Annotated in this window: 24 protein-coding genes; 13 read left to right on the forward strand and 11 right to left on the reverse strand. The window is 28.8% G+C overall.

Annotation, left to right across the window (positions count from 1 at the left end; genetic code table 11):
- The first annotated feature begins 158 nt into the window (after positions 1–158).
- From DPIF8902391_RS03580 to DPIF8902391_RS03615, 8 genes are all read left to right on the forward strand, one after another.
- On the forward strand, positions 159–554 hold the full coding sequence (locus DPIF8902391_RS03580; RefSeq protein WP_101914168.1) for a hypothetical protein: 396 nt from the start codon (positions 159–161) through the stop codon (positions 552–554).
- A 75-nt stretch (positions 555–629) separates the two neighbouring features.
- The gene (locus DPIF8902391_RS03585) at positions 630–1,298 is read left to right on the forward strand and encodes a hypothetical protein (RefSeq protein WP_058886016.1); all 669 of its coding nucleotides are present in this window, start codon (positions 630–632) and stop codon (positions 1,296–1,298) included.
- 4 nt (positions 1,299–1,302) lie between these two features.
- Positions 1,303–2,307, forward strand: coding sequence for a PspA/IM30 family protein (locus DPIF8902391_RS03590; RefSeq protein WP_172505058.1), 1,005 nt, complete (start codon positions 1,303–1,305; stop codon positions 2,305–2,307).
- A gap of 43 nt (positions 2,308–2,350) precedes the next feature.
- On the forward strand, positions 2,351–3,901 hold the full coding sequence (locus DPIF8902391_RS03595; protein ID WP_172505059.1) for a phosphate ABC transporter substrate-binding/OmpA family protein: 1,551 nt from the start codon (positions 2,351–2,353) through the stop codon (positions 3,899–3,901).
- Positions 3,901–4,863 (forward strand): ABC transporter permease, encoded by a 963-nt coding sequence (locus DPIF8902391_RS03600; RefSeq protein WP_172505060.1) that lies wholly within the window; start codon positions 3,901–3,903, stop codon positions 4,861–4,863. Before DPIF8902391_RS03595 ends, DPIF8902391_RS03600 begins: the two co-directional genes overlap by 1 nt.
- A 2-nt stretch (positions 4,864–4,865) precedes the next feature.
- Positions 4,866–5,675 carry an ABC transporter ATP-binding protein gene (locus tag DPIF8902391_RS03605; RefSeq protein ID WP_172505061.1) on the forward strand — a complete coding sequence of 270 codons (810 nt, stop codon included), beginning with the start codon at positions 4,866–4,868 and terminating at the stop codon, positions 5,673–5,675.
- Between the two features lie 13 nt (positions 5,676–5,688).
- A complete protein-coding gene (locus tag DPIF8902391_RS03610) occupies positions 5,689–7,593 on the forward strand; it encodes an AAA family ATPase (RefSeq protein WP_172505062.1) in 1,905 nt (634 codons plus the stop codon).
- A 1-nt stretch (position 7,594) separates the two neighbouring features.
- Entirely contained in the window at positions 7,595–8,539 is a 945-nt protein-coding gene (locus tag DPIF8902391_RS03615; RefSeq protein WP_172505063.1) for a 2OG-Fe dioxygenase family protein, read from the forward strand.
- A 6-nt stretch (positions 8,540–8,545) separates the two neighbouring features.
- On the opposite strand, the gene DPIF8902391_RS03620 is transcribed toward DPIF8902391_RS03615, so the two are convergent.
- The 4 genes from DPIF8902391_RS03620 to DPIF8902391_RS03635 all read right to left on the reverse strand — a co-directional run bounded on the left by DPIF8902391_RS03620 (position 8,546) and on the right by DPIF8902391_RS03635 (position 10,701).
- The gene (locus DPIF8902391_RS03620) at positions 8,546–8,950 is read right to left on the reverse strand and encodes a protein-export chaperone SecB (RefSeq protein WP_058886010.1); all 405 of its coding nucleotides are present in this window, start codon (positions 8,948–8,950) and stop codon (positions 8,546–8,548) included.
- 15 nt (positions 8,951–8,965) lie between these two features.
- On the reverse strand, positions 8,966–9,346 hold the full coding sequence (locus DPIF8902391_RS03625) for a hypothetical protein (RefSeq protein WP_172505064.1): 381 nt from the start codon (positions 9,344–9,346) through the stop codon (positions 8,966–8,968).
- 4 nt (positions 9,347–9,350) lie between these two features.
- On the reverse strand, positions 9,351–9,740 hold the full coding sequence (locus tag DPIF8902391_RS03630; protein ID WP_058886008.1) for a hypothetical protein: 390 nt from the start codon (positions 9,738–9,740) through the stop codon (positions 9,351–9,353).
- Between the two features lie 76 nt (positions 9,741–9,816).
- Positions 9,817–10,701, reverse strand: coding sequence for an rRNA adenine N-6-methyltransferase family protein (locus DPIF8902391_RS03635; protein WP_172505065.1), 885 nt, complete (start codon positions 10,699–10,701; stop codon positions 9,817–9,819).
- A gap of 109 nt (positions 10,702–10,810) precedes the next feature.
- Between DPIF8902391_RS03635 and DPIF8902391_RS03640 the strand changes: the two genes are divergently transcribed.
- Positions 10,811–11,563 (forward strand): DNA-binding protein, encoded by a 753-nt coding sequence (locus tag DPIF8902391_RS03640; protein WP_172505066.1) that lies wholly within the window; start codon positions 10,811–10,813, stop codon positions 11,561–11,563.
- A gap of 547 nt (positions 11,564–12,110) precedes the next feature.
- On the opposite strand, the gene DPIF8902391_RS03645 is transcribed toward DPIF8902391_RS03640, so the two are convergent.
- The 5 genes from DPIF8902391_RS03645 to DPIF8902391_RS03665 form a co-directional block, all read right to left on the reverse strand.
- Positions 12,111–12,830 (reverse strand): DUF1266 domain-containing protein, encoded by a 720-nt coding sequence (locus tag DPIF8902391_RS03645; RefSeq protein ID WP_172505067.1) that lies wholly within the window; start codon positions 12,828–12,830, stop codon positions 12,111–12,113.
- A 4-nt stretch (positions 12,831–12,834) separates the two neighbouring features.
- On the reverse strand, positions 12,835–13,092 hold the full coding sequence (locus DPIF8902391_RS03650; RefSeq protein ID WP_172505068.1) for a hypothetical protein: 258 nt from the start codon (positions 13,090–13,092) through the stop codon (positions 12,835–12,837).
- Between the two features lie 152 nt (positions 13,093–13,244).
- Positions 13,245–14,999: an aspartate--tRNA ligase gene (gene aspS, locus DPIF8902391_RS03655; protein WP_172505069.1), complete on the reverse strand. Its 1,755-nt coding sequence runs from the start codon at positions 14,997–14,999 to the stop codon at positions 13,245–13,247.
- A gap of 137 nt (positions 15,000–15,136) precedes the next feature.
- Entirely contained in the window at positions 15,137–15,331 is a 195-nt protein-coding gene (locus DPIF8902391_RS03660) for a helix-turn-helix transcriptional regulator (RefSeq protein ID WP_058886319.1), read from the reverse strand.
- A 1-nt stretch (position 15,332) separates the two neighbouring features.
- The gene (locus tag DPIF8902391_RS03665) at positions 15,333–15,755 is read right to left on the reverse strand and encodes a hypothetical protein (RefSeq protein WP_101914184.1); all 423 of its coding nucleotides are present in this window, start codon (positions 15,753–15,755) and stop codon (positions 15,333–15,335) included.
- Between the two features lie 734 nt (positions 15,756–16,489).
- Between DPIF8902391_RS03665 and DPIF8902391_RS03670 the strand changes: the two genes are divergently transcribed.
- On the forward strand, positions 16,490–16,837 hold the full coding sequence (locus DPIF8902391_RS03670) for a HopJ type III effector protein (RefSeq protein ID WP_172505070.1): 348 nt from the start codon (positions 16,490–16,492) through the stop codon (positions 16,835–16,837).
- A gap of 77 nt (positions 16,838–16,914) precedes the next feature.
- Positions 16,915–18,822, forward strand: a complete 1,908-nt coding sequence (locus tag DPIF8902391_RS03675) for an AAA family ATPase (RefSeq protein WP_172505071.1) — start codon at positions 16,915–16,917, stop codon at positions 18,820–18,822.
- Between the two features lie 219 nt (positions 18,823–19,041).
- On the opposite strand, the gene DPIF8902391_RS03680 is transcribed toward DPIF8902391_RS03675, so the two are convergent.
- Together DPIF8902391_RS03680 and pheS are read right to left on the reverse strand one after the other, a co-directional pair.
- On the reverse strand, positions 19,042–19,437 hold the full coding sequence (locus tag DPIF8902391_RS03680; RefSeq protein WP_058885996.1) for a hypothetical protein: 396 nt from the start codon (positions 19,435–19,437) through the stop codon (positions 19,042–19,044).
- Positions 19,438–19,520: 83 nt separating this feature from the next.
- A complete protein-coding gene (gene pheS / locus DPIF8902391_RS03685) occupies positions 19,521–20,540 on the reverse strand; it encodes a phenylalanine--tRNA ligase subunit alpha (RefSeq protein ID WP_058885995.1) in 1,020 nt (339 codons plus the stop codon).
- Between the two features lie 313 nt (positions 20,541–20,853).
- On the opposite strand from pheS, the gene gdhA reads away from it, so the two are divergent.
- Together gdhA and DPIF8902391_RS03695 are read left to right on the forward strand one after the other, a co-directional pair.
- Complete coding sequence (gene gdhA, locus DPIF8902391_RS03690) at positions 20,854–22,197, forward strand: NADP-specific glutamate dehydrogenase (protein WP_058885994.1); 1,344 nt, start codon at positions 20,854–20,856, stop codon at positions 22,195–22,197.
- Positions 22,198–22,318: 121 nt separating this feature from the next.
- A complete protein-coding gene (locus tag DPIF8902391_RS03695) occupies positions 22,319–22,855 on the forward strand; it encodes an XAC2610-related protein (protein WP_058885993.1) in 537 nt (178 codons plus the stop codon).
- The last annotated feature ends 590 nt before the right edge of the window (positions 22,856–23,445 follow it).

Genomic DNA, 23,445 nt, shown 5'->3' on the forward strand with positions numbered 1-23,445 from the left:
TCTTATACATTTGTAAATCAGTGATACATCAGAAAAAAAATATTCAAAACATGACAGTATATGATCTTATAAACATCCTTAGTAATAATTCAAATACGATAATAAATTACTATATAACGTTACTTTTACTGACATTATTAGGTCTTTTATTTTCAAATATGATTCGCCCTAAATCGCCAATTTTATATGTGTATAGTATTTTAATATATGCTTTGGCGATACCTGGAATTTTAGCTATTATCTTGGTTGTTTATAATTTTTTCTTTTTGCGTAAAAATTTACTGCAACTTCAATTAATCACGTATTACTTACCAATAATAGCCATGATATTGTTGCTGTTAATTATTAAAAAAACAGTTCCTTTAAAAGCAATTCCTGGTTTTGATAAATTATCAGGGCTGTTTATCATTTTAATCATCACTTTTTTAATTACGTATTTTATTCAAAAAGCAATTATAGGTGTGTTTTTTATAGGAAGTTTTACACAGCTTATAGCCATATTTTTAGTGCTATTGGTAGTTTTAAAATTAGGATGGAATAAGTTGGTAAAGTAATCAGAAAATAATCAAAAAAGATAAAGGCTCTTATAATTGGTTAATTTTTTTAAATTTGTTAAAACTAGAGTAACTATGTTAAAAAATTTAAAATCGCTATTTTTTACTGAAGATGAAAGTGAAAAAGAGAACAAGCAAGAAGATAAAAAACAAGCGGTATCAGCTAAAAAATCCGCAGAAATAAATACAGTAAATAAATCAACCACTATAAATAGTAATGTTACAGGTAGTGTTGATGCTGCTATTGTAGAAAAATTATTAGCTGCAATTGAAAACAATAATTTAGATGGTTTTGATTATTTAGAGTTTAAAAAAGCCTTAAAAGCTTTAGATAAAATTCCAATGGATGAGGCTACAAAATACCGTTCAACCTATGCGGCAGCTTCTACAATGGGCGCAACTTTACCAAGTTTATTAGAAACTATAAAACATTATATTGGTGTTTTAGATACTGAAAATAAAACTTTTACAAAAGCTTTTGAAGGGCAATTGGTCGCTAAAGTAGGAAATAAACAAAAGGAAATTACCCAGTTTGAAGCGGTTGTTAACGAAAAATCAGCAAAAATAAAGCAGTTAACAAACGAAATTACAACGCATCAAAATCAAATAGAAGAATTAAAAAAATTGATAGCTGATAGTAGTCATAAGATTACTAAAACTCAAAATGATTTTAAAATTTCTTATTTGCATTTAAGAACACAAATAGAGCAAGATGCTCAAAAAATAAAAGAATACATAAAATAAAAGAATGGAAAATTTTACACCCAAATCTTTTTGGGAAAAACCAGAAGGAAAAACAGGAATGTTTTTTACAGCTTTATTAGCAGGAGGGAGTATGTATTTTTTATACAAAGCATTGCCTTATCTTATTAATATTGTTGAAAACACCTTACATTTAGGATTACTTTTAGCAGGTTTAGGAGCGTTAATTTATATGATTTTAGATCCTAAAATGCGTAACCTTATTTTTTACATGTACAAATCGTTTATGCGATGGATTACAGGTTTGTTTATTTTAATTGATCCGATAGGAATTTTAAAAAGTTATATTGATGATTTAAAAGATAACTTAAAGAAAATGAACAAACAAATTGCTGTTTTAAAAGGTCAAATGAGAAGGCTACAGCAAATAATGAATGAGAATAAAAAGAATATCAATAACAATTTAAAGCTTGCAAGTGCGGCAAAAGAAAAAGATAAAAAAGGAATTATGATTCTGAAATCTCGTAAAGCAGGGAGATTAAGAGAATCTAATTTAAAGCTAGATGAGTTGTACAGAAAAATGGAAATTTTATACAGAGTATTAACAAAAATGTATGAAAATTCTGAAATTTTAGTCGAAGATATTGAAGACCAAGTACTGGTAAAAGAACAAGAACGTAAGGCAATACGTGCGAGTCATTCTGCTATGAAATCGGCAATGAATATTATTTCTGGGAACAACGATAAAAAAGAAATGTTTGATAGAGCTTTAGAAGCAATTGCTGATGATGTGAGCATGAAAATTGGCGAAATGGAACGTTTCATGGAAATGTCTAACGGTTTTATGGATTCTATCGATTTACAAAACGGAATTTTTGAAGAAGAAGGTTTAGATTTATTAGATAAATGGGAAAAAGAAGGGGTTTCTTTAATCCTTGGAAATCAAAAAGATTTATTAGTAAATGATAGCCACAGTGTAGATTTAGATGCACCAACTTTAAAGAAAAATAAAAATCATAATAATCAATATACTGATTTATTCAACTTTTAAATATTTATAATTAAAAAAATATCAACTAGTAAAAAAATAAATTATGGCAGGAAAAAAATTAACTCCATTATCCAAAATATTAATCGTTGCAGTAATTATTGGCGGTGTTTATTTCTTATTAAATAAACTAAGAGATCCGAAGGTTAAAGATAAAATAAATGAAGTAACTGCAAGTGCTGATAATTCAGAAACTAAAGAAGGGTATCAAGATGTACTGAATATCGGAGTTGTTACTTGGGGAGGTTATGCTGGTGGACAGTATTTTAATGAAGGGTTTAAAGCAAATACAAATTCTCGATTTTATAAAGATTACGGATTTAAAGTAAATTTTAAAGTAATTGATGATTTTGATGCTTCTCGTGATGCTTTTAAAAATGGCGATATCGATTTAATGTGGGCAACTATTGATGCTTTTCCTACCGAAGTTGCAGGATTATCGCAATATCAACCGCAAGTTGTTTTTCAAGCGGATTGGAGTCGTGGAGGAGATGCCATTGTTGCACGTAGAGGAATTAATAAAGTAAGCGATTTAAGAGGTAAGAAAATTGCAGTAGCACCAATGACACCATCGCACTCGTTTTTAATTTGGTTATTAGAAGCTGGAGATATTAGTGTAAAAGATGTTAAAATTATAGAAGTACCAAGTGCTATTGATGCTGCCGATGCTTTTAAAAGTGGAACTGTTGATGCAGCTGTTGTTTGGAGCCCGGATGATGCTGATTGTGTTCAAAAAGTAGCAGGAGCTAGGGTTTTAGAAAGTACTAAAAATGCAACGCATATTATTGCAGATGTTTTTGTCGCTAAAAAAGATTTTATCGAAAATAATAAAGAACAATTAAGAGAATTATACGAAGGTTGGATGATTGGAGCTTCTGAATTAAATAATTCGGATGCTAATAAAAAGAAAGCCGCTAAAATTTTAGCTGAAGGTTTATCGCAACCTGAAGATTTTTGTTATGATGCGATTAATAATGTACGTTTAGCGACCCATGGCGATAATCAAAATTTCTTCGGATTAAATACTAATTACAACGGTGTAACAGGAGAGAATTTATATAATAAAATGAAAGTAAAGTATCAAAATTTAGGATACAATACTTCAGGAGCTAAAAGTTGGAGATTACTTTCTACAAAAGATTTAGTAACAAAAACAACTTCTTTAACAGGAGCAAATCATGTTTCAGAAAAAGAAAAACAATTTTCTAAAGCCAATGATAAATTAGCTAAAAAAGCCTCTTTATCATCAAAAAAAGTAAGTATCAGTTTTAGAACTGGTCAGTTTATTTTAAGCGATAATGCAAAGCAATTAATAGACGTACAATTTACGCCAATAGCAAAAGCTTTTGCAAATACACGCATCCGTATTGAAGGGAATACTGATAATGTTGGAAGAAGAAGTTCTAATGTGTTACTTTCTAGAAGAAGAGCTCAGTCGGTGGCTAATTATTTAATCGATCAACATAATATGCCTAAAAATAGATTTATCATTTTAGGAAATGGTCCTGATAAACCAATTGCTGGTTGCGAGAGAAATCAGAATAAAAGCTGTCAGGCTAAAAATAGAAGAACCGATTTTGAATTAGTTGTAGACTAATGAATTATAAAAAATTATTCGAGTTACGAGGAGAACTCACATCGAAAGAAAAAATTACGCTAACCATTTTGGGAAGCGTAATTCTTATTTTGTTTTGGTTTTTATTAGCGGAAGTTTTATCTAAAACAATCATCACCCAAAACGACACGATCTCACCTACTTCTTTATCCGAAGAACATAGAAAATACTACGAAAGCGATTCCCTTTTAGTGGCTAATTACACACTTTTAGAAACAAAAAGTATTCAAGATTTAACCCAATTCGGTTTAGTTAAAAATAAAGTATATCCTATTTTACCTTCGCCAATAAAAGTAATCAAAGCTTTTCCTGAATTAAATAAAGATGATGATGTTATTGGAAATACTTTTTTATCGATTAAATTAAATGTTTTAGGATATTTACTAGCAATTATTATTGCAATTCCTGTAGGTTTTCTCTTAGGATTAGTGCCACTTTTTAGAGGTTTGTTTAGCAAAATAATTGATTCATATCGTTTTATTCCGCTAACCGCCGTAACAGGAATTTTTATTATGTGGCTAGGTTTAGGAAGTCAAATGAAAGTCAGTTTTTTAGCTTTTGGTATTATCGTTTATTTAATTCCTGTGGTGGTTCAACGAATTGACCAGGTTCAAAAAGTATATTTAAACACGGTGTTTACTTTAGGAGCAACACCATGGCAAACCATAAAATCGGTATATATGCCGTATGTGTTTTCAAAATTAATTGATGATATTCGAGTATTAACCGCAATTTCTTGGACATATATTACCATTGTAGAAATGCTAAATAAAGGTGGTGGAATTGGTGAATTAATTTGGACAGCAAAAAGACAAAGTAGAATAGATAAGGCGTTTGCAATATTAATAATCATTGTTATTATCGGAGTAATACAAGACCGATTATTTGTAATTATAGATAAACTATTGTTTCCTTACAAACATATTAATAAAAACAAACGTTAACAATGAGCTTACTATTTACAGATAACGCACAGGCAGCTAATCTTATCGAATTACGTAATATTGAGCAGTCGTATAATAACGGACAAACTAAAATTATTCAAAATTTAGATTTGCTAATTGAAGACAAACCAATGCAAGGGCAGTTTGCCGTTATCTTAGGAATGTCAGGTTGTGGGAAATCTACTTTATTAAGATATATTGCAGGTTTGCAAGAACCAACATCAGGAAGTATTTTAGTAAAAGGGCAACCTGTTAGTAAACAAAATAGGGTGAGTATGGTTTTTCAGCAATATTCTTCTTTACCTTGGATGACCGTTTTAGACAATGTTGGTTTGGCATTAAAATTTGAAGGAATTTCTAAAAAAGAACGTGATGAACGTGCTATGGAAATGATTCAATTGGTCGGTTTAGATGGGCATCAAAAAAAATATGCGCAATATCCAAACTTATCAGGAGGACAGTTACAGCGAATAGCAATTGCACGTAGTTTAATGTCGAATCCAGAAATTTTATTGATGGATGAGCCTTTTGGAGCTTTAGATGTTAAAACAAGGTTACAAATGCAAGATCTATTAATCAATATTTGGGAGAAATTTAGCCCAACTATTTTGTTTGTAACACATGATATTCAGGAAGCCGTGTATTTAGCCGATGATATTTATATCATGAAACACGCACCATCAAATTTTGTAAAACATATTAATGTCGATTTGCCTTTTCAACGAAATAGAGAAACTAAAAGATTGCCTCATTTTGATGAATTAGTGCATCAAGTAGAAGATGCAATGATGGCAATAGATTCAAAAAATTAATAATAAATAGTCTATGAATAGTACAAAATCGTATAAAATAATCGACCTGTTTTTTAAGAAATTATCTTTAGAAAATACGTCTTATTTTTTTAAAGGGAAATTGGTAAATCCTTTAAAAATAATTGCTATTTCTGCGGATTTTTCAAAACTGAAAATTAAAGATGAAGATTTATTATTGCTTTATTCGTCAAAGGAAAATAGCAATGATTTCGATTTTGTAATTACTTCAAAACATATTCACACAAAAAGTAACACGTATTTATTAGAAATTACGACTTTAAAAAATGACGAATTTCTTTCTTTTGATAAAGAACATTTATCATTAATAAGAAATTTGGTGAGTGATTTAGGTTTATCAGTAAATGAAGAAAAGAAAAATTTAGCTTCTTTTACTGATAAATTTAAACGCTTTGTGAATCAAAAAGAAAGTAGTGCTACTAATTTTGATATTGATGCTTCTTTTTTAGAAATTTTAAAAAATGAAGGTGATAAAATTCAAAATTTAGCAGACGATTTAAATAATAATAAACGGTTTTTATCAGTAATTAATGATATTGTAACTAAAACTGATGATGCCGTAAAATTTACAGCCGAACACATCATATTACAAGATATTATTAAAGTTTTTAATAAGGTTTGTAATTTAACAAGTGAAGAAAATAAAATAGCAACCCTAAGAATTAAATTTTTATTAGCTTTTTTGTTTGAAAAATTACAAGGAAACGATATTATAAGTAGTTTAAGTATCGCCCGAATAAATGAATTTGTTGCTTCAGATAGTTTTGATAAAAATATCGAAATTATAAAAGAAGCCACTCTTTTTGATTTAGGAGATACCTACAAAAATGAGTTTTTATTACCGCTAATTTTAAAGCGATTAAAGAATCCACATTTTTCAAATTCAGCTGCTTTTTTATATCGAATTGCTTCTTTAATTGCAAAAGTAGATGGAACAGTATCTGAAGAAGAACAAGAAATTCTTAAAAAGATAAACGATAAATTACAGCATCCGAAGGAAAAATTACAAGGCGTAAAAGAGGTTGAGATTGATGAAAATGAGACTTTAGAAGAAGTTTTAGAGGAATTGAATCAATTGGTAGGTTTGGATAATATTAAAGGCGCAATTGCTGAATTATCGAATTTTTTAAAAGTTCAAAAATTACGAGAAGTCGAAGGATTAAAAAGTGTAAATAATTCCTTGCATTCTGTATTTATGGGACCTCCAGGTACAGGAAAAACTACGGTAGCACGTTTAATTTCTAAAATATACAAACATTTAGGCTATTTAGAAAAAGGGCATTTAATAGAAACTGACCGTAGCGGAATGGTTGCGGGTTATGTTGGGCAAACGGCTTTAAAAGTTGAAGAAATTGTAACCGCTTCGTTAAATGGTGTTTTATTTATTGATGAAGCATATGCGTTGGCAAAAGATGCTAAAAAAGATTTTGGAAACGAAGCAATTGAAGTATTGCTGAAAAAAATGGAAGACCACAGAAAAGAATTGGTGGTTATTGTAGCTGGATATCCTGATGAAATGAAAAGTTTTATCAATTCAAATCCAGGATTACAATCTCGTTTTAATAGGTATTTTACTTTTGATCATTATAAACCGACAGAATTGGTAGCTATTTTTGAGCTTTTTTGTAAAAAGAACGATTTTGTTTTAGCTGCTGATGCCAAAGAAAAACTCTTATTTATCTTTGAAAAACTCTACGAAAAAAAGGATAAAAACTTTGGAAATGCTCGTGTAGCAAGAAATCTTTTTGAAAAAATAATTGAATATCAAGCAAACAGAATTATTGCAATTGCTCCGATAACAAAAGAATTATTAATCACTATTATTGAACAAGATATACCGCCAATAAATAAAACAGTGGAAAAGTATTTGATGTTTCAAGAAGCCGAAGAAACGTTATAAAATGATTACAGAAAAAGAGATATCCGAACAATTAAAACGAACTATAAAAGCGCCAATTCGTATTGGTTCGTTAACCGATTTAGCCATTAATAAAGCTGATTTTATAGTATCTTTTAAACCTTTTTTTGATACTGATTTAATGGATGATGTGTATTTGGTTAAAAATAATCAAATGGCATTTTTAAAGTCAATTTTTATAGAAGATAGAATTTCTTTAGAAAAAATACATCAGGCTTATTTTGAAGGAAAGTTATCAAAAAGTGTTTTAAATCCTTGGATTGATAAATTATCAGAAAATCAAAAGAAAGAATTTTTAATCCTTTCTAAAATTACAAGACAACGAAATATTTCTTCTTTTACAGTTGAGAAATCCGTAGAAAAATCATCACAGAAATCATCAGAAAAACAAACTGATAATTTAGATGTAAAACGTATTGAAGCAAAATCATTTAAACAAGATGTATCCGATTTTAGAGTTTGGAAACGTGTTTTTAAACAAGCATCAAAAGCATCCGTAGAAAATGAATTATTTAAAAGCCTTTTAAAACAAGTATTTCTTTTGATAAGTGAAATTCATCCAACTACTCAAAAGATAAAAGTTACGAGTCATTTTATGCGCACAATTTCTGATGTTCAGATAAAAGGAGAAAACTCTCCAGAAGGTGTTCATGAAGATGGTGCAAAATATATTGTGTCTGCTTTGGTTATCAATAGAACGAATATTTTAGGTGGAGAAACTCAAATTTTTGAAGCTATTTCAGAAAAAAAAGACTTGATTTTTAATACAGTTTTAGAAGAAGGAGAATTTGCTTTTCAAGCAGATACTGGCGAAGAAAAAGAATTTGGAACTGATTTATGGCATTATGTAACGCCTATTCAGCCCATAAATTTAGCTGAAAAAGGCGTTAGAGATATTATTGGTTTTGATATTGAAATAGTATCTTAATAAATACTATTCTATTATAGTAACATTATTTTTCAAATCATCTTTAAGACTACTTAAATTTAAAGTAGGTAAAATAACAGGACTAATCCCAGAAAGAGCTGTTAAACTGGTTATATACGACCGAATATATGGGAATAATATAGCTGGTGCGTTTAAATACAAAAATTGATTTAATTTTTCCTCAGTTAAATTACGATACGTAAATACGCCTTCTGATTGAACTTGAATATTTAATTTGCTTGTTTTTTCTGTAATAATAACGTCTAAAACTAATTTAAAAGTAGTTTTGTTTTTGTTTAAAGTACCTGAAGGTTTAAATTTAATAGATAAGTTTAAATTTTCTGTATTATCTATTTCTATCTTAGTTTTTTTTATTAAAAACCCATTAAATTGAAATCCTGAATTTTCCATATTTTTTTATTTATACTAAGCAGCTGATGCAAAATTAAGTTCATTATTAATGTCCATTTGAAAATTATTCAAGGGTTCATCAATTGTGTAAAATAATTGTTTTTCTTGTTTATAAACTATTTTAATAGGTGATAATGTTAATAATGGATTTTCAATTTTAGATAAAGAATCTTCGGAAATAAAGACTAAATCTTCACTTGGAAATAACTCAGAGAATTTTTCTTCTAATGATATTTCTTTATCAATATATACATTATTTGTGCTAAATAAATCTAACGGCTTTACCTCAACAAAATGTGTAAAAGTACTTTTTTTAAATTCATATCTTATTTCAATTCCATCTATTAAAGAAAATAATTCCTGTAACTCTTGTTTTACTAATTCGATTGAGTTCATAATTTTATATAGTCTTTAGTTCTTTTAATAACGTTTCGCTTTTAGTTAATGCAAAACTACTTATACTATGATTTATTTCTAAATTTTCATAGTCTGATTGTATTCTAAAAGCTTTTAAATCGTTTATCTTATTCTTAATTTCTCTTTTTTTATATCTATCTTGAATGAAGTTACAAAACTCCTCAATAACATATTTATGTGTGTTTCTTTTGTCTGCCATTATCCTATCACTTAAGTCATCATAAGTAATGTCTTCTTTTATAATGTATTGGTGCTTTAGTTTTTGAAAAACAGCGTAATAAGAACAATGTACGCTTGGAGCAAAAAGACTGTTTTCAATTAACAACTTTGCCCCTTCTAAATTAAATTCTGATTTATTATTTAAAAAACTCAAATGTTAAATTTATTAAAACAATGTTTAAAGAGGTTACAAAGATATAATATTTCCTGAGAAAAATCTAGCTGAAAAATTAAGAAAGTATACAGCTAATTTTATCAAGAGAATCGCCGTATTTAAAACTAAAATCGATATGTATTAAATCACCTGCTTTAACTTTTAAAGTATTGGTGGTTTTTAAAACCGTAGGAGGCATTAAACTATCTGTACCTGTAAAATTAGCACCAGGTGTAACTTCTACATACGATTCTAAATATAAGGCATTAATTGTACCTGAAAATAAAGCAGGAACTGAAAAACTTAAATGTACACCTTCTTTTTTTTCTTTTAATAATTCAATTTCATTGGCTAAAAATTGTTGCGATAAAAACATCGGTTGATGCCTTGTAAACATAACAGGATAATGTTGTACATTTTCATCTATTTCAGCCTCGCATAATCTTGCGAAATTCACAATTCTATTCGGGAATAATTTACCATCCGATTTTAAAAACTGACGCATATGTTGAAAAATTTGCACCTGAAATTCATTCGCACAATAAATACTCATTAATTCACCAATAACATGATCTACTTTTTCGGGTAAATTGACGGTAAGTGCATCGGCATAAATAACTTCTACTTTATCTTTCCAATCGTATTTTTCAATCTCTTTGTTGATAAAAGGAATTAAATCGGGATTGTTTTCAATTAAATATGCCTTTTTAACATATGGCATATACAATTTTGTTAGTGGCAAAGTACCAACGCCAATTTCACAAACTACGGCATCTTTAAAGTTATTATGTAGCTCAAAAGCTTTTTTAAATGCGTTGACTCTTTGCGCATCGGTTTCCATTATTTTATAATAAATTTCAGGAAAACCAAAATGAGATTCATCAAAAGTTTGTGCTTTTAATAAGGCATATTTTAAGGTATCGTAATTATCTATAATTTGATGGTGTAGTTTGTCGTTCATTTATTTTGTAGGTTTTTCTGTAAGATAAAAGTACTAAAAAATCTCTTAGTAAAATCAGCTTAATTTTAGCGAAAAACTGTAATTTTATCCTTAAAACAAAACAAGAATAATGAAGTATTTTACCGTAATTTTTTTAGTAATAACAAGTGTTTTAACAGGATGTAAAAACTCAGAAAATACAACAGCTATAACGCCAAAATCTATAACAGAAAAAGTTGTTGTAGAAAAAAATACAGAAGAAAAAGTAATGTCTTCAAATACACATCAAGTGGTTGTACTTGAAAAAATAAATGCTGGAGGTTATGTTTACTTGAAAGTTTCAGAAAAAGAGAAAGAAGAAGGAAAACAATATTGGATTGCCGTTCCTGGAAAACAAGTAAAAATAGGCGCTACTTATTATTATGATGGTGGAATGGAAATGAGAAATTTTGAAAGTAAAACCTTAAAGCGAACTTTTGATCGTGTTATTTTTGCACAAGGTATTCGAGATGAAAAAAAGAAAATCAAGAATAAAACGATTAAGAAAAATGCTACTACAGGAAAATCAAAAATTAATATAGAAAAAGCAACTAATGGAATACGAATTGCACAACTTTTTGAAAATCCAAAAGCATATCAGAATAAAGAGGTTATTATTAAAGGGAAAGCTGTAAAGGTAAATAATGGAATTATGGGTGTTAATTTCATCCATTTACAAGACGGAACAACAGGGAACGGGCAATATGATATTACCGTTACCAGCAATGAAATCGTAAAAATTGGCGATATTATTACGCTAAAAGGAACTGTTATTTTGAATAAAGATTTCGGAGCAGGCTATGTTTTTGATGTCCTTATCGAAAAGGCGGTTGTTTTAAAATAGTTCTTTAAAAAAAAGTATCTAAACTGAACTGAAATCCCTTTTAAAAATATGTTTTTAAAAGGGATTTTAATTTTATATATCTTTAATTAAAAATAATTAGCAGGAAAAAAATCATTCGAACGGACTATTTTTTAACGTTTAAAGACATTTTTGTGTATTTAATAAATAGCTTTTAGTTTGAAATAAAGGGAAAAAAAGTTCCTTTAAAAAAAGAATAACTTATTTCTATCAAAAACAGTACAACAACGATTGTCAAAGTAAATTTTACACTTTTTTTCGCACCTAATTTATTTGGTTTTTTCTTCAATTTTTATAGTTTTATTTTTGTTGATAAATAGTAATACGATCGATATAATAAGAAGTATTGAAGCGCTTATAAAAATCCAAGTGCTTTTTGATTCAATATTGAAAGTAGCAAAGTCAAAATTTAAAATAGTTAAAAACATAGCCAATATAGTCATTACTAATGATAGCTTTCTTTTAGTCATGTTATAATCGATTTAATTATAAGGTGTTTCATAATAATTTTTAATGCTATAAGTTGTTATTATTTGTACGGGAATTTTGAATAAACAGTTAAAAATTCTTTTTTTCCAAGTAAATTTTTACCACTTAAAAGTTGTTCAGATTCTATAATTACATCGTCTAAATCAAAACCTTGCATTGTTCTTCCTAATAAAAATGAAATGGTATAATCTTTCCAATTTGAACCTAAATTTTGTGCTGTATTAACTGCTTGATTAATAAAGTTCCAACATTCTTCTTCTGTTAAATAATCACACCAAAAACACCATTTTGCTAAGGATACTGCTCTACAAATATCCCAAGAAAAAGTTGATTTTACTTGCTGTATTTCTCCTAGTTCTAATTTTAAGCCTTTTGCTATTTTCTTTTCTATCTTGGTTAAATCTTCCGAAGGATTTAATAGATATTTATCAAATTCTTGACTTCTTTCAAGTGAAATTAATGCACTAATTGTTTGAATAGCTTCTTCTTTAGTTGATATTTCCCAAGAATCTCTTAATCCGTTTTTATAGGTGTCAATTGAATCTTTAGGTTTAATTTCTAAGATATCTTCGCCTCTGTGGTAAGAAAGTATTGCACCAAAGACTAAGGCATTTTTTTCGTTTTTGTTTAAAGGTTTTAGGTTGTCAAATTTTTCTAATTGTTTTTTCTTTCTTTTACTAGCGTAAGTGATTACAAAAATTATATATATGGTAAAAACGATTGCAATTCCTCCTATTATGTAGTATGTATTTTGATTCATATTATTATAATTTATTTCTTAATTGTTGTATTCCTGAAATTAATGCAAAAAGCCCTAAGCCTTCAAAAATTGCGAGAATTGCATATTTTCCACCAAAATCATAGACTATTTGAAATACTTTTTTCATTCTTACGGGTAACCCAGCTTCTTCCGTTGTTTTCATATCAAAAAAGAAATATATTCCTCCAATAATTAAAACGATACCAACAATAAATACCCAGAATTTATTTTGTTTTTCTAATGCATTTTCAATTTTTGCCATATTTTTTTATCTTATTTTAAATACGAATATAATTAATCTAAATAAATTTTATTGATTTTAAAATGTTAATTTATATTGAGTTATATAAATAATCCCAACAAAAAAATCCCGTACTAAAAGCACGGGATTTTACAATATATTTTAAAAAAAGATTACTCTTTCAAATCTAATTTAATGCTTAATTCTGATAATTGTGCATCATTTAAAGCAGCAGGAGCGTCAATCATTACATCACGTCCTGAGTTATTTTTAGGGAAAGCGATAAAATCACGAATCGTTTCTTGTCCGCCTAAAATAGCAACTAATCTATCTAATCCGAAAGCTAAACCTCCGTGTGGTGGTGCGCCATATTCAAAAGCATCCATTAAGAAACCGAACTGCTCTTTTGCTTGTTCTTCAGTAAATCCTAAATGTTTAAACATGATAGCTTGTGTTTCCTTGTCATGAATACGGATAGAACCTCCACCGATTTCATTTCCGTTTAACACTAAATCGTACGCATTTGCTTTAACTGCTCCAGGATTTGTATCTAATAACTCTAATTGCCCTGGTTTTGGCGATGTAAACGGGTGGTGCATTGCATGATAATGCCCAGTTTCTTCGTCTAATTCTAATAATGGGAAATCAATAACCCAAAGAGGAGCAAATACTTTAGGATCTCTTAAACCTAAGCGTTCTGCTAATTCCATTCTTAAAGCCGATAATTGGGCTCTTACTTTATTGGTATCTCCAGATAAAACACACACTAAATCACCAGCTTTTGCACCTGTAATTTCTGCCCATTTAGCTAAATCTTCTTGATCGTAGAATTTATCTACAGAAGATTTGAATGTTCCATCTTCGTTTACACGAGCATAAATCATTCCTAAAGCGCCAACTTGAGGACGTTTTACCCACTTAATAATATTGTCTATTTCTTTTCTTGTGAATTTATTTCCTCCAGGAACAGCGAAACCAACCACTAATTCAGCACTATTAAAAACGCCAAAATCTTTGTGTTGTGTTACTTCGTTTAATTCGCCAAATTCCATTGCGAAACGGATATCAGGTTTATCATTTCCGTATAAACGCATTGCGTCATCATATAACATTCTAGGGAATTTATCAACTTCAACATTGTTAATTTCCTTTAATAAATGACGTGTTAATCCTTCAAAAATATTTAAAATATCTTCTTGTTCAACAAAAGCCATTTCACAGTCAATTTGTGTAAATTCAGGCTGACGGTCGGCACGTAAATCTTCATCTCTAAAACACTTTACAATTTGAAAGTATTTATCCATTCCACCAACCATTAATAGTTGTTTGAAGGTTTGAGGCGATTGTGGTAAGGCATAAAATTGCCCTGCATTCATTCGAGAAGGCACTAAGAAATCACGCGCTCCTTCAGGAGTTGACTTGATTAAATAAGGCGTTTCAACTTCTATAAATTCTTGGTCAGATAAATATTTACGCACTTCCATAGATACTTTTGATCTGAAAATCAAACTATCTTTTACAGGATTACGACGAATATCTAAATAACGATATTTCATTCTGATATCTTCACCACCATCTGTTTTATCTTCAATAGTAAAAGGTGGCGTTTTTGCTTGGTTTAAAATTTCTAATTTAGTAACCAATACTTCAATTTCACCAGTAGCGATGTTTTTATTTTTCGATTCTCTTTCAATAACAGTACCTGTAACTTGAATTACAAATTCACGTCCTAAGGTTTTTGCTTGTTCGATTAAATCTTTAGAAGTACGTTCTTCATCAAAAATTAATTGCGTAATTCCGTAACGATCTCGTAAATCGACCCAAATCATAAAACCTTTATCACGTGATTTTTGTACCCAACCAGAAAGGGTTACTTCAGTATTAATATGCGAGGCTGTTAATTCGCCACAAGTATGTGTTCTGTACATTTCTAGAATTTTAGATATGCAAAATTACGCAATTATAAATATATTTTATCTAAGTTTTTTAACTTAAGATTATTAGCAGTTTTTCTATAAGGTAAATGATAATTATGAGAATAATTTGTATCATAATTGTGTTTTTTTTACTGATCAATATCAAATAAATATTCTACGGTAACATCAAATAAGCGTGCCATTTTAATTGCCAATGTTACCGACGGATTAAATTTTTGGGCTTCAATTGCGTAAATAGTTTGCCTTGAAACACCTAATTTTTCTGCCAAAGCACCTTGGGTTAAATTATGCCTTGCACGTTCTACTTTTAGTAAGTTTTTCATGTTAAAATTGTCTTTTTTTAATCCCAAAAATGAGTAAATAAATCCATGAGTAAACGCTAATAAAACTGTCTATATTAACGGTGAAATTATTAGAAATCCCATAAAGCAACAGGGAAGCCGATAATACTATTAATGCTGTTATTTGATAAGATTCTAACCTTAGTTTATTGATATAATCATCTTCTATTTTTTCTTTGGATACTATATAAATAATCATCCCAATTAAAGAGAACATTCCAAATAAATGAATCAAATTATCGCCAAAATATTCTCGAAATGTAAATACTCCTGTATTTTGAAGAGATTGATAGGGTTTTCCTGTAAATCCTTCTATAAAATCATCTCTTCCCTCTATAAAAGAACCGATTACAAAAACGGTTAAACCTATTTTTTTACACCAATTAGGTAAAATTTGTGTGTTCATATTTTTTTTATCAAATGTAAATAAAACTTTACATTTTTAAAATAAAACGTTACTTTTTTTTAATTATTTTTCTGTTGATGCGATACAGAACTAAATTCTCGTCATGCTAAATCTAGTTTTTTATCCTTTGAAATATGGTCTGTTTAGCCTCTTTCTCGTATTTAATTAAATCGTCAATTGTCATTTTTGGATATAATTTTTTTAAGAACCAAGCATTTAAAACTTTCAATAATTTAGAAATTATTAATATGATTAGAAAATTTAACATTACAGTTGTTTTTAAATATGAATACATAATTTTTTTTTTTAAATGAGGATTACTTTAATATTTAACCCATGTAAGGAGTTTTCTATTATGTAAATTCACTTTGTTTATCTTTGGGTAAAATTATTGTACCGACTAATTTTAAAATAGGACACTAAATAATATTGTTTTTTTAGTGTAAATCACTGTTAGTTAGGATTTTGTGTTTTTGACTTGTGTTTTTTAAAAAAAAGAAAAAACCATAAAATACTGTTTGTGAATTAGTTAGTGTATTTTTTTGTAGGACAGTTTTATGAAATAATTTTTTTGTCCTAAAATGATGAAAACAATAATGCTGAAATGCTTAGTGAAATAAAGGGGTAACAAGGTTTTTACTAATCTGATTTCAGGACAAACTATGTTTTTAGACATAAAAAATGTAATTTAAAAGAGGGGTAAATAATTTATTTATCAGTATAAAAATATAATTATGACATTACAAGAATTTAAAAACAAACTAAGAAACACACCTAAAGAACTAGATTTTTCAGAAACAATGAACGTAATTGAAGAAAACTACACTTTTACGCCATCAGCATTTAAAAATGGCGATTTAGAAAATACGAGTACTCAAAATTTAGGTTCGTGTAAAGTGTTTTCATTTGCTATTAAACAGCAATTAAGCAAAGAAGAAACCTTGGCTTGTTTTGCACAATATTATTTTATTGATGTTTTAGAAACCCCAAACGGAGCAGGTCATCAGAATATTAGAAACTTTATGAAAACAGGTTTTGAAGGATTGGTTTTTGAAAATGAAACTTTAGTAGAGAAAGTATAATTTATTTTTTCTAATTACTAGTTTCATTGCTACAAAAAATGTAATAATATTTTGTAATATTACAAGAAAAAAAGCAAATGAAACTAGTAATAAAAGACATTGATGGATTGGATTTTCCTCAAGAGTTTAAATCTCCAGAATACTACATAGATAATCTTAAAAATAGTTTTGCAACTCAAGTTGTTAAGAACAGTGAGTCATATTATTCTGCTGAAATAAAGATCAATCAAATTAATTTTTTTATAGGGGCAAATAATTCAGGGAAAAGCAGGTTTATGAGGGGTTTGTTAAAAGTTTCTCCTGAGCCTTATGAATATATTTGTAAGCAATCTCTTTTTATAGATTTATTAGAAGAACTAAAACAGATTGTATTAAATCCACATGAAGACGAAATTTTAGAGAAAAAAAATTTAAGTTTTGAAAAGATAATAGTTAATGATATTCCAAATAAAAAAAGAGGTTTAGTTAATTATAATAAAGAAATAAGTGAAAGTTTAAACTTACGTATTAAAGAGTTAGAATTAGAATTAGAAAAAGAAGATGACTTATTTGAAAATTTAAAATGGTATGTAAACAAGCTTAAAGATTTAGTTAAAGAAACCGATTTCTCTAAAAACAATAAAATTTCAAAAAAAACATATGTTCCTATTTTAAGAAGTTTATTAGAAAATCCAAGCTTAGTAGAAGGTGCTTTTAAAGATACAATTAAAAAAGTTTTTTTTAATGATAATGATTCGCTACCTAATCATCTAAAAATAGATACAGGTTTAAATTTATGGGGTGATATGTCCAAAATTCATAACAGTCGAAATATTGGAGATATTGAAAATTTTTCTAATTTTTTAAGTCAACATTTTTTTGATAATGAAAAAGTACAACTATTGCCAGATAGAGAAGGTCTTAAATTAATACAAATAAACATTAATAATAAGGGTTTTAGAGGTATAAATGAAATAGGCGACGGAGTTCAAACAATAATATTATTACTCTTTCCAATATTTACAGCATATAATAACGAATGTTTTTATATAGAAGAACCTGAAACAAATTTACACCCAGCATTTCAACGAATATTTATTGAAACCTTATTAACAAATGAAATTTTAGTAAATAAAAACTTAAAATATTTTTTCACAACACATTCTAATCATTTTTTAGATTTAACTTTAAGAAGTGATAAAGTTTCTTTTTTTCAGTTTCAAAAAATAGCAGAAAACAAACATCTTATAAAAACGAATATAAAACCCAATAAAGAAACTTTAGATTTATTAGGTGTAAATAATTCATCTGTTTTTTTAGCGAACACATCTCTTTGGGTAGAAGGACCTACGGATAGAAAATATTTAGCCAAATTTTTAAAACTTTATTGTGAAGAGAAAGAAAAACCATATTTAAAAGAAGACATTGATTTTGCTTTTTTTGAATATGGAGGTAATTTAATTGCTCATTATTTATTTGATGAAAATCAAGAATTTGAAGATGATGAAATTCGAGATAAAATAAATGCCTTTGCAAATGCTAATAAAATATATCTTTTAGCTGATAATGATAATGTGAAAGAGGAAAGTGCAAAATATTTAAGACAGAAAAATTTAGAGAATTTAGCGAGTAAAAACTCTTATTTTAAGTATCAAAATACAATAGTTAAAGAAATAGAAAATTTATTATCTGCGAAAGTTGTTAAAGGTTTTATTTCTGAATTGTTAAAAACAGCAAGTAGTAAAGAGAAAGTTAAAAATATAAAATTGAAAAAAGATGATTATTCTAGTATTGGAATAGGTCAATTTATTGAAGATGTTTTAATAAAGAATAATATTTCTGATATGAAAAAGTTTAAAGCAGAATCAGGAACATTAACAAATGAATACAAAAATAAACTAGCCAATTTTGTTATTGACAGAACTTATACTTACAAAGATTTAATTGAAGATAACGAGCAGTTAAAAACTTTAATTGAAGATTTATATAAGTTTATTAAAAATTAAAAAGTATAATTATAAAATACAAATTATCAAAAACAGCACAAATTCCTAGCCCCGATTGAAGCATTTGTTTGAGCTCTTTTTTTGATTTTTCTTCAAAAAAAAGCGAGTGCGGAAAGCGGGAAATAGCTTCAAAAAAAAGTGGCTTGTAATAATGTTACAAGCCACTTTTAGGTGTTTTCGTTGAATTAAGTATCAAAAAAAAGCTATTTGAAAATGAAATTATTTACAAACTACGCCTTCTTTATTTAAAAGGTCGATATGCCTGAAAAATCCTTTTTGAATTGTTCCTTCTTGAAAGATAAATGTTTTGTCGTGTAAAATATTATTTTCGAAAAAAGTAACCTGAAATTGATTGTCTAAAGCAAATAATTCGGGTTGCATTATTTCAAATTTAGAAAATGATTTCGCTTTTAAAAGGTCAATTTTTCTTCGGAATAAAGAGGTTTTTTTAGTTTCAGAAAATCCTTGTGAAACAATAACGACCATTTCTAAATCAACGTCTTTTTTATTGATAATATAAACGCTCCACTCCTCTAAATTATCCTGTGGATTTTTTTCTAAAGTGATGGCAATTTCTACATCAGTAACTCCTGGTATTTTTATGTCTTTTCTCATGTAATAGGTGTTAAAAGCAAAAAGTTGAAAAGCAGAATTGATTCTTTACTTTTCAACTTTTTGTATTTAATAGTAACTTTTATTTATATAACTGATTTAAATTGCTCTAAAAAACGTTTGTCGTTTTCGTAAAACATTCTAATATCAGGAATTTGATATAATAACATAGCGATACGTTCAATTCCCATTCCGAAAGCGTATCCTGAATATTTTGTAGGGTCAATATTGGCATTTTTCAATACATTAGGATCTACCATTCCGCAGCCCATAATTTCTAACCAACCTGTTCCTTTGGTAATTCTGTAATCAGTTTCAGTTTCTAATCCCCAGTAAATATCTACCTCAGCACTTGGCTCTGTAAATGGGAAATAAGAAGGTCTTAATCTAATTTTTGACTTTCCAAACATCTCTTTGGTAAAGTATAAAAGTGTTTGTTTTAAATCGGCAAAAGATACATCAGTATCAATATACAATCCTTCTACTTGATGAAAAATACAGTGCGAACGTGATGAAATATCTTCGTTTCTAAAAACACGCCCTGGAGAAATGGTTCTAATAGGAGGTGTATTATTTTCCATATATCGAACCTGTACCGATGAGGTATGGGTTCTTAATAAAGTATCTGGGTTTTTGTCGATAAAAAAAGTGTCTTGCATATCGCGTGCCGGATGGTATTCTGGCAAGTTTAATGCGGTAAAGTTATGCCAATCATCTTCAATCTCTGGTCCTTCAGAAACGGTAAAACCAATTCTGTTAAAAACCTCAATAATCTGATTTTTCACCAATGAAATTGGATGACGAGAACCTAAGTTAATCGGTTCTGACGGACGGGTTAAATCGCCATAAAAACTTTTATGCTCAAAAGTGCTATCTAAATTATCATTTAATTCGCTAACTTTTTGTTCTGCCGATTTTTTTAAAGTGTTTAATGCCTGCCCAAAATCTTTACGCATTGCTGGATCAACATTTTTAAATTCAGCAAATAAATCTTTCAATAAACCCTTACTTCCTAAGTATTTTATTCTGAAAGCTTCTACTTCTTGTTTTGAAGTTGCTTGAAAAACATTTACATCACCAATCAATTCTTTTACTTTGTCTAACATCTTATCTGTCCAAAATTTGACTGCAAATTTAATATTTTTATATCAAAATACATAATAACTGTCATTAACTATCGGAATTAAAAAGTAGTGTGTAAAACAAGGCATATAGTAATCTGGATATAATCGCCATAAAAAAGCAGATACCGCCTTGTTTTTTTTCGCAGTAATTTGCTTTTATATTTGAAAATCATAAATAAATATTAAAACAGTTAATTTTTGATGATTTTAAATTTAACAGATTGTAAATTAATTATATTTGCCTAAAGGAATTTGTTAATCAGAATTACAATACATAAATAACACAAACTAGATTATGGAATCTAAAATAAATGATTTTATGAATTACGTGAACGAACGTAATTCTAACGAGCCAGAATTTTTACAAGCTGTTCACGAAGTAGCAGAAACTGTAATTCCATTTATTGAAAACAATCCTAAGTATCAAGGGAAGAAATTGTTAGAAAGAATGGTTGAACCAGAAAGAACTTTAATGTTTAGAGTTGCTTGGGTTGATGACAAAGGAGAAACACAAGTAAACAGAGGGTACAGAGTAGAGTTTAACTCGGCTATCGGACCTTACAAAGGTGGTTTACGTTTTCACCCGTCTGTAAACTTATCAATCTTAAAGTTCTTAGGATTCGAACAAGTATTTAAAAACTCTTTAACTACTTTACCAATGGGTGGAGGAAAAGGAGGTTCTGATTTTAATCCAAAAGGAAAATCTGATAGAGAAGTAATGGCTTTTTGTCAGGCTTTTATGTCGGAATTATTCCGTCATATTGGAGCTAATACCGATGTTCCTGCGGGAGATATTGGTGTTGGAGGAAGAGAAATCGGATTTATGTTCGGTCAATATAAAAAATTACGTAACGAATTTGTTGGAGTTTTAACTGGTAAAGGTGCCTCTTGGGGTGGTTCTTTAATACGCCCAGAAGCAACAGGTTACGGTGATGTTTATTTTGCTCAAAACATGTTAAAAGTAAAAGGAGATTCTTTTGAAGGTAAAACTGTTGTGGTTTCAGGTTCTGGAAACGTAGCACAATATGCTACTGAAAAAGCAACTGAATTAGGAGCTAAAGTAGTTACTTTATCAGATTCTTCAGGATATATTTATGATGCTGACGGAATCGATGCTGAGAAATTAGCACACGTTATGGAAATTAAAAATGTTCGTAGAGCTAGAATTAGCGAATATGTAACAAAATATCCTAACGCAAAATTCTTTAAAGGCGAAAGACCTTGGAGCGTTAAATGTGATGTAGCTTTACCATGTGCAACTCAAAATGAGTTAAACGGTGAAGAGGCAAAAACATTAGTTGCAAACGGAGTTATTTGTGTTGCCGAAGGAGCAAATATGCCTTCTACACCAGAAGCTGTTGAGGTTTTCCAAAACGCAAAAATCTTATTTGCACCAGGAAAAGCATCTAATGCAGGTGGAGTAGCAACTTCAGGATTAGAAATGAGCCAAAACTCATTACGTTACAACTGGACAAGAGAAGAAGTAGATGCTAAATTAAAACAAATTATGAACGATATTCACGCATCTTGTGTTGAATATGGTACGCAAGCTGATGGTTTTGTAGATTACGTAAAAGGAGCAAATGTTGCTGGTTTCGTAAAAGTTGCTGATGCAATGTTAGATCAAGGAGTTGTGTAATAATTCTTTATTATAATATTTAAAAGCACGCTATTTATAGCGTGTTTTTTTTATGTCTATTTTTGAAAAACGCCAATACATCAAACAAATAATTACTTACTTTTATAGTTAAAACTGCTATATGAAACATTTGTTAATTTTTTTGTTCTTTTCATCAACTTTAAATGCTCAGTTTACTGATTTTGAAAAGGAACATGTTATTTTTAAAAGAGTAAAAAACAGCCAAACATTTAAAATCAAGGAATTTAATTTTGTAATAACATGGGATGAGAAATTATCTTATTCGTCTAATTTAGAACGGCATTATGGCGGTATAAAATTGCTGGAAATATGTAAAAAAGATATGCATATTACTAGCTTTAATAATATAGAAGATCCAACAGCTTTAGATGAAATTGTAATTCGTTTTTACGACTACAATTTAGATGGATTTATAGATTTTGCCATGCCTATTAGTGTTGGTGGTAGTACTTGGTTAAGATATTATATATACAATCCTACTACTAAAAAATACTTGCATGAAAAAGAGTGGGATTATTTAAGAATTCAAAAAATAGATAAAACTAATAAACGTATTCTTACCCAACCTGATGGAGGTATTGATAATAGAAAATTATTTAAAATTGAAGGAAGTAAATTAATTAAGGTAAAACGATAATTTTTATCTACAAACAAGAAGATCATCCTCAAAAATAATTCGTGAAAATCCGTGAAATTAGCGTCTCAACAAAACAAGATCTCCTCAAAAATAATCCGTGAAAACCCATGAAATCAGCGCTTCAACAAAACAAGATCATCCTCAAAAATAATCCGTTAAAATCCGTGAAATTAGCGCTTCAACAAAACAAGAAGATCCTCAAAAATAATTCGTGAAAATCCGTGAAATTAGCGCTTCAACAAAACAAGAAGATCATCCTCAAAAAATAATCCGTGAAAATCCGTGAAATTAGCGCTTCAACAAAACAAGAAGATCCTCAAAAAATAATCCGTGAAAATCCGTGAAATTAGCGTCTCAACAAAACAAGATCATCCTCAAAAATAATCCGTGAAAATCCGTGAAATTAGCGCTTCAACAAAACAAGAAGATCATCCTCAAAAAAGAATCCGTTAAAACCCATGAAATCAGCGCTTCAACAAAACAAGATCATCCTCAAAAATAATCCGTGAAAATCCGTGAAATTAGCGCTTCAACAAAACAAGATCTCCTCAAAAAGAATCCGTTAAAACCCATGAAATCAGCGCTTCAAC

This window comes from Tenacibaculum finnmarkense genomovar ulcerans, assembly GCF_900239495.1.
GTDB lineage: Bacteria > Bacteroidota > Bacteroidia > Flavobacteriales > Flavobacteriaceae > Polaribacter > Polaribacter ulcerans.

Coding starts and splice junctions, on each gene's coding strand:
- DPIF8902391_RS03600 (WP_172505060.1), top strand. CDS start 3,901: ATGAATTATAAAAAATTATTCGAGTTACGAGGAGAACTCACATCGAAA.
- DPIF8902391_RS03680 (WP_058885996.1), bottom strand. CDS start 19,437: ATGAGAAAAGACATAAAAATACCAGGAGTTACTGATGTAGAAATTGCC.
- DPIF8902391_RS03585 (WP_058886016.1), top strand. CDS start 630: ATGTTAAAAAATTTAAAATCGCTATTTTTTACTGAAGATGAAAGTGAA.
- DPIF8902391_RS03665 (WP_101914184.1), bottom strand. CDS start 15,755: ATGAACACACAAATTTTACCTAATTGGTGTAAAAAAATAGGTTTAACC.
- DPIF8902391_RS03670 (WP_172505070.1), top strand. CDS start 16,490: ATGACATTACAAGAATTTAAAAACAAACTAAGAAACACACCTAAAGAA.
- DPIF8902391_RS03695 (WP_058885993.1), top strand. CDS start 22,319: ATGAAACATTTGTTAATTTTTTTGTTCTTTTCATCAACTTTAAATGCT.
- DPIF8902391_RS03635 (WP_172505065.1), bottom strand. CDS start 10,701: ATGAACGACAAACTACACCATCAAATTATAGATAATTACGATACCTTA.
- DPIF8902391_RS03640 (WP_172505066.1), top strand. CDS start 10,811: ATGAAGTATTTTACCGTAATTTTTTTAGTAATAACAAGTGTTTTAACA.
- DPIF8902391_RS03620 (WP_058886010.1), bottom strand. CDS start 8,950: ATGGAAAATTCAGGATTTCAATTTAATGGGTTTTTAATAAAAAAAACT.
- DPIF8902391_RS03595 (WP_172505059.1), top strand. CDS start 2,351: ATGGCAGGAAAAAAATTAACTCCATTATCCAAAATATTAATCGTTGCA.
- DPIF8902391_RS03610 (WP_172505062.1), top strand. CDS start 5,689: ATGAATAGTACAAAATCGTATAAAATAATCGACCTGTTTTTTAAGAAA.
- pheS (WP_058885995.1), bottom strand. CDS start 20,540: ATGTTAGACAAAGTAAAAGAATTGATTGGTGATGTAAATGTTTTTCAA.
- DPIF8902391_RS03615 (WP_172505063.1), top strand. CDS start 7,595: ATGATTACAGAAAAAGAGATATCCGAACAATTAAAACGAACTATAAAA.
- DPIF8902391_RS03580 (WP_101914168.1), top strand. CDS start 159: ATGATTCGCCCTAAATCGCCAATTTTATATGTGTATAGTATTTTAATA.
- DPIF8902391_RS03660 (WP_058886319.1), bottom strand. CDS start 15,331: ATGAAAAACTTACTAAAAGTAGAACGTGCAAGGCATAATTTAACCCAA.
- DPIF8902391_RS03650 (WP_172505068.1), bottom strand. CDS start 13,092: ATGGCAAAAATTGAAAATGCATTAGAAAAACAAAATAAATTCTGGGTA.
- DPIF8902391_RS03605 (WP_172505061.1), top strand. CDS start 4,866: ATGAGCTTACTATTTACAGATAACGCACAGGCAGCTAATCTTATCGAA.
- DPIF8902391_RS03645 (WP_172505067.1), bottom strand. CDS start 12,830: ATGAATCAAAATACATACTACATAATAGGAGGAATTGCAATCGTTTTT.
- DPIF8902391_RS03625 (WP_172505064.1), bottom strand. CDS start 9,346: ATGAACTCAATCGAATTAGTAAAACAAGAGTTACAGGAATTATTTTCT.
- aspS (WP_172505069.1), bottom strand. CDS start 14,999: ATGTACAGAACACATACTTGTGGCGAATTAACAGCCTCGCATATTAAT.
- DPIF8902391_RS03675 (WP_172505071.1), top strand. CDS start 16,915: ATGAAACTAGTAATAAAAGACATTGATGGATTGGATTTTCCTCAAGAG.
- gdhA (WP_058885994.1), top strand. CDS start 20,854: ATGGAATCTAAAATAAATGATTTTATGAATTACGTGAACGAACGTAAT.
- DPIF8902391_RS03590 (WP_172505058.1), top strand. CDS start 1,303: ATGGAAAATTTTACACCCAAATCTTTTTGGGAAAAACCAGAAGGAAAA.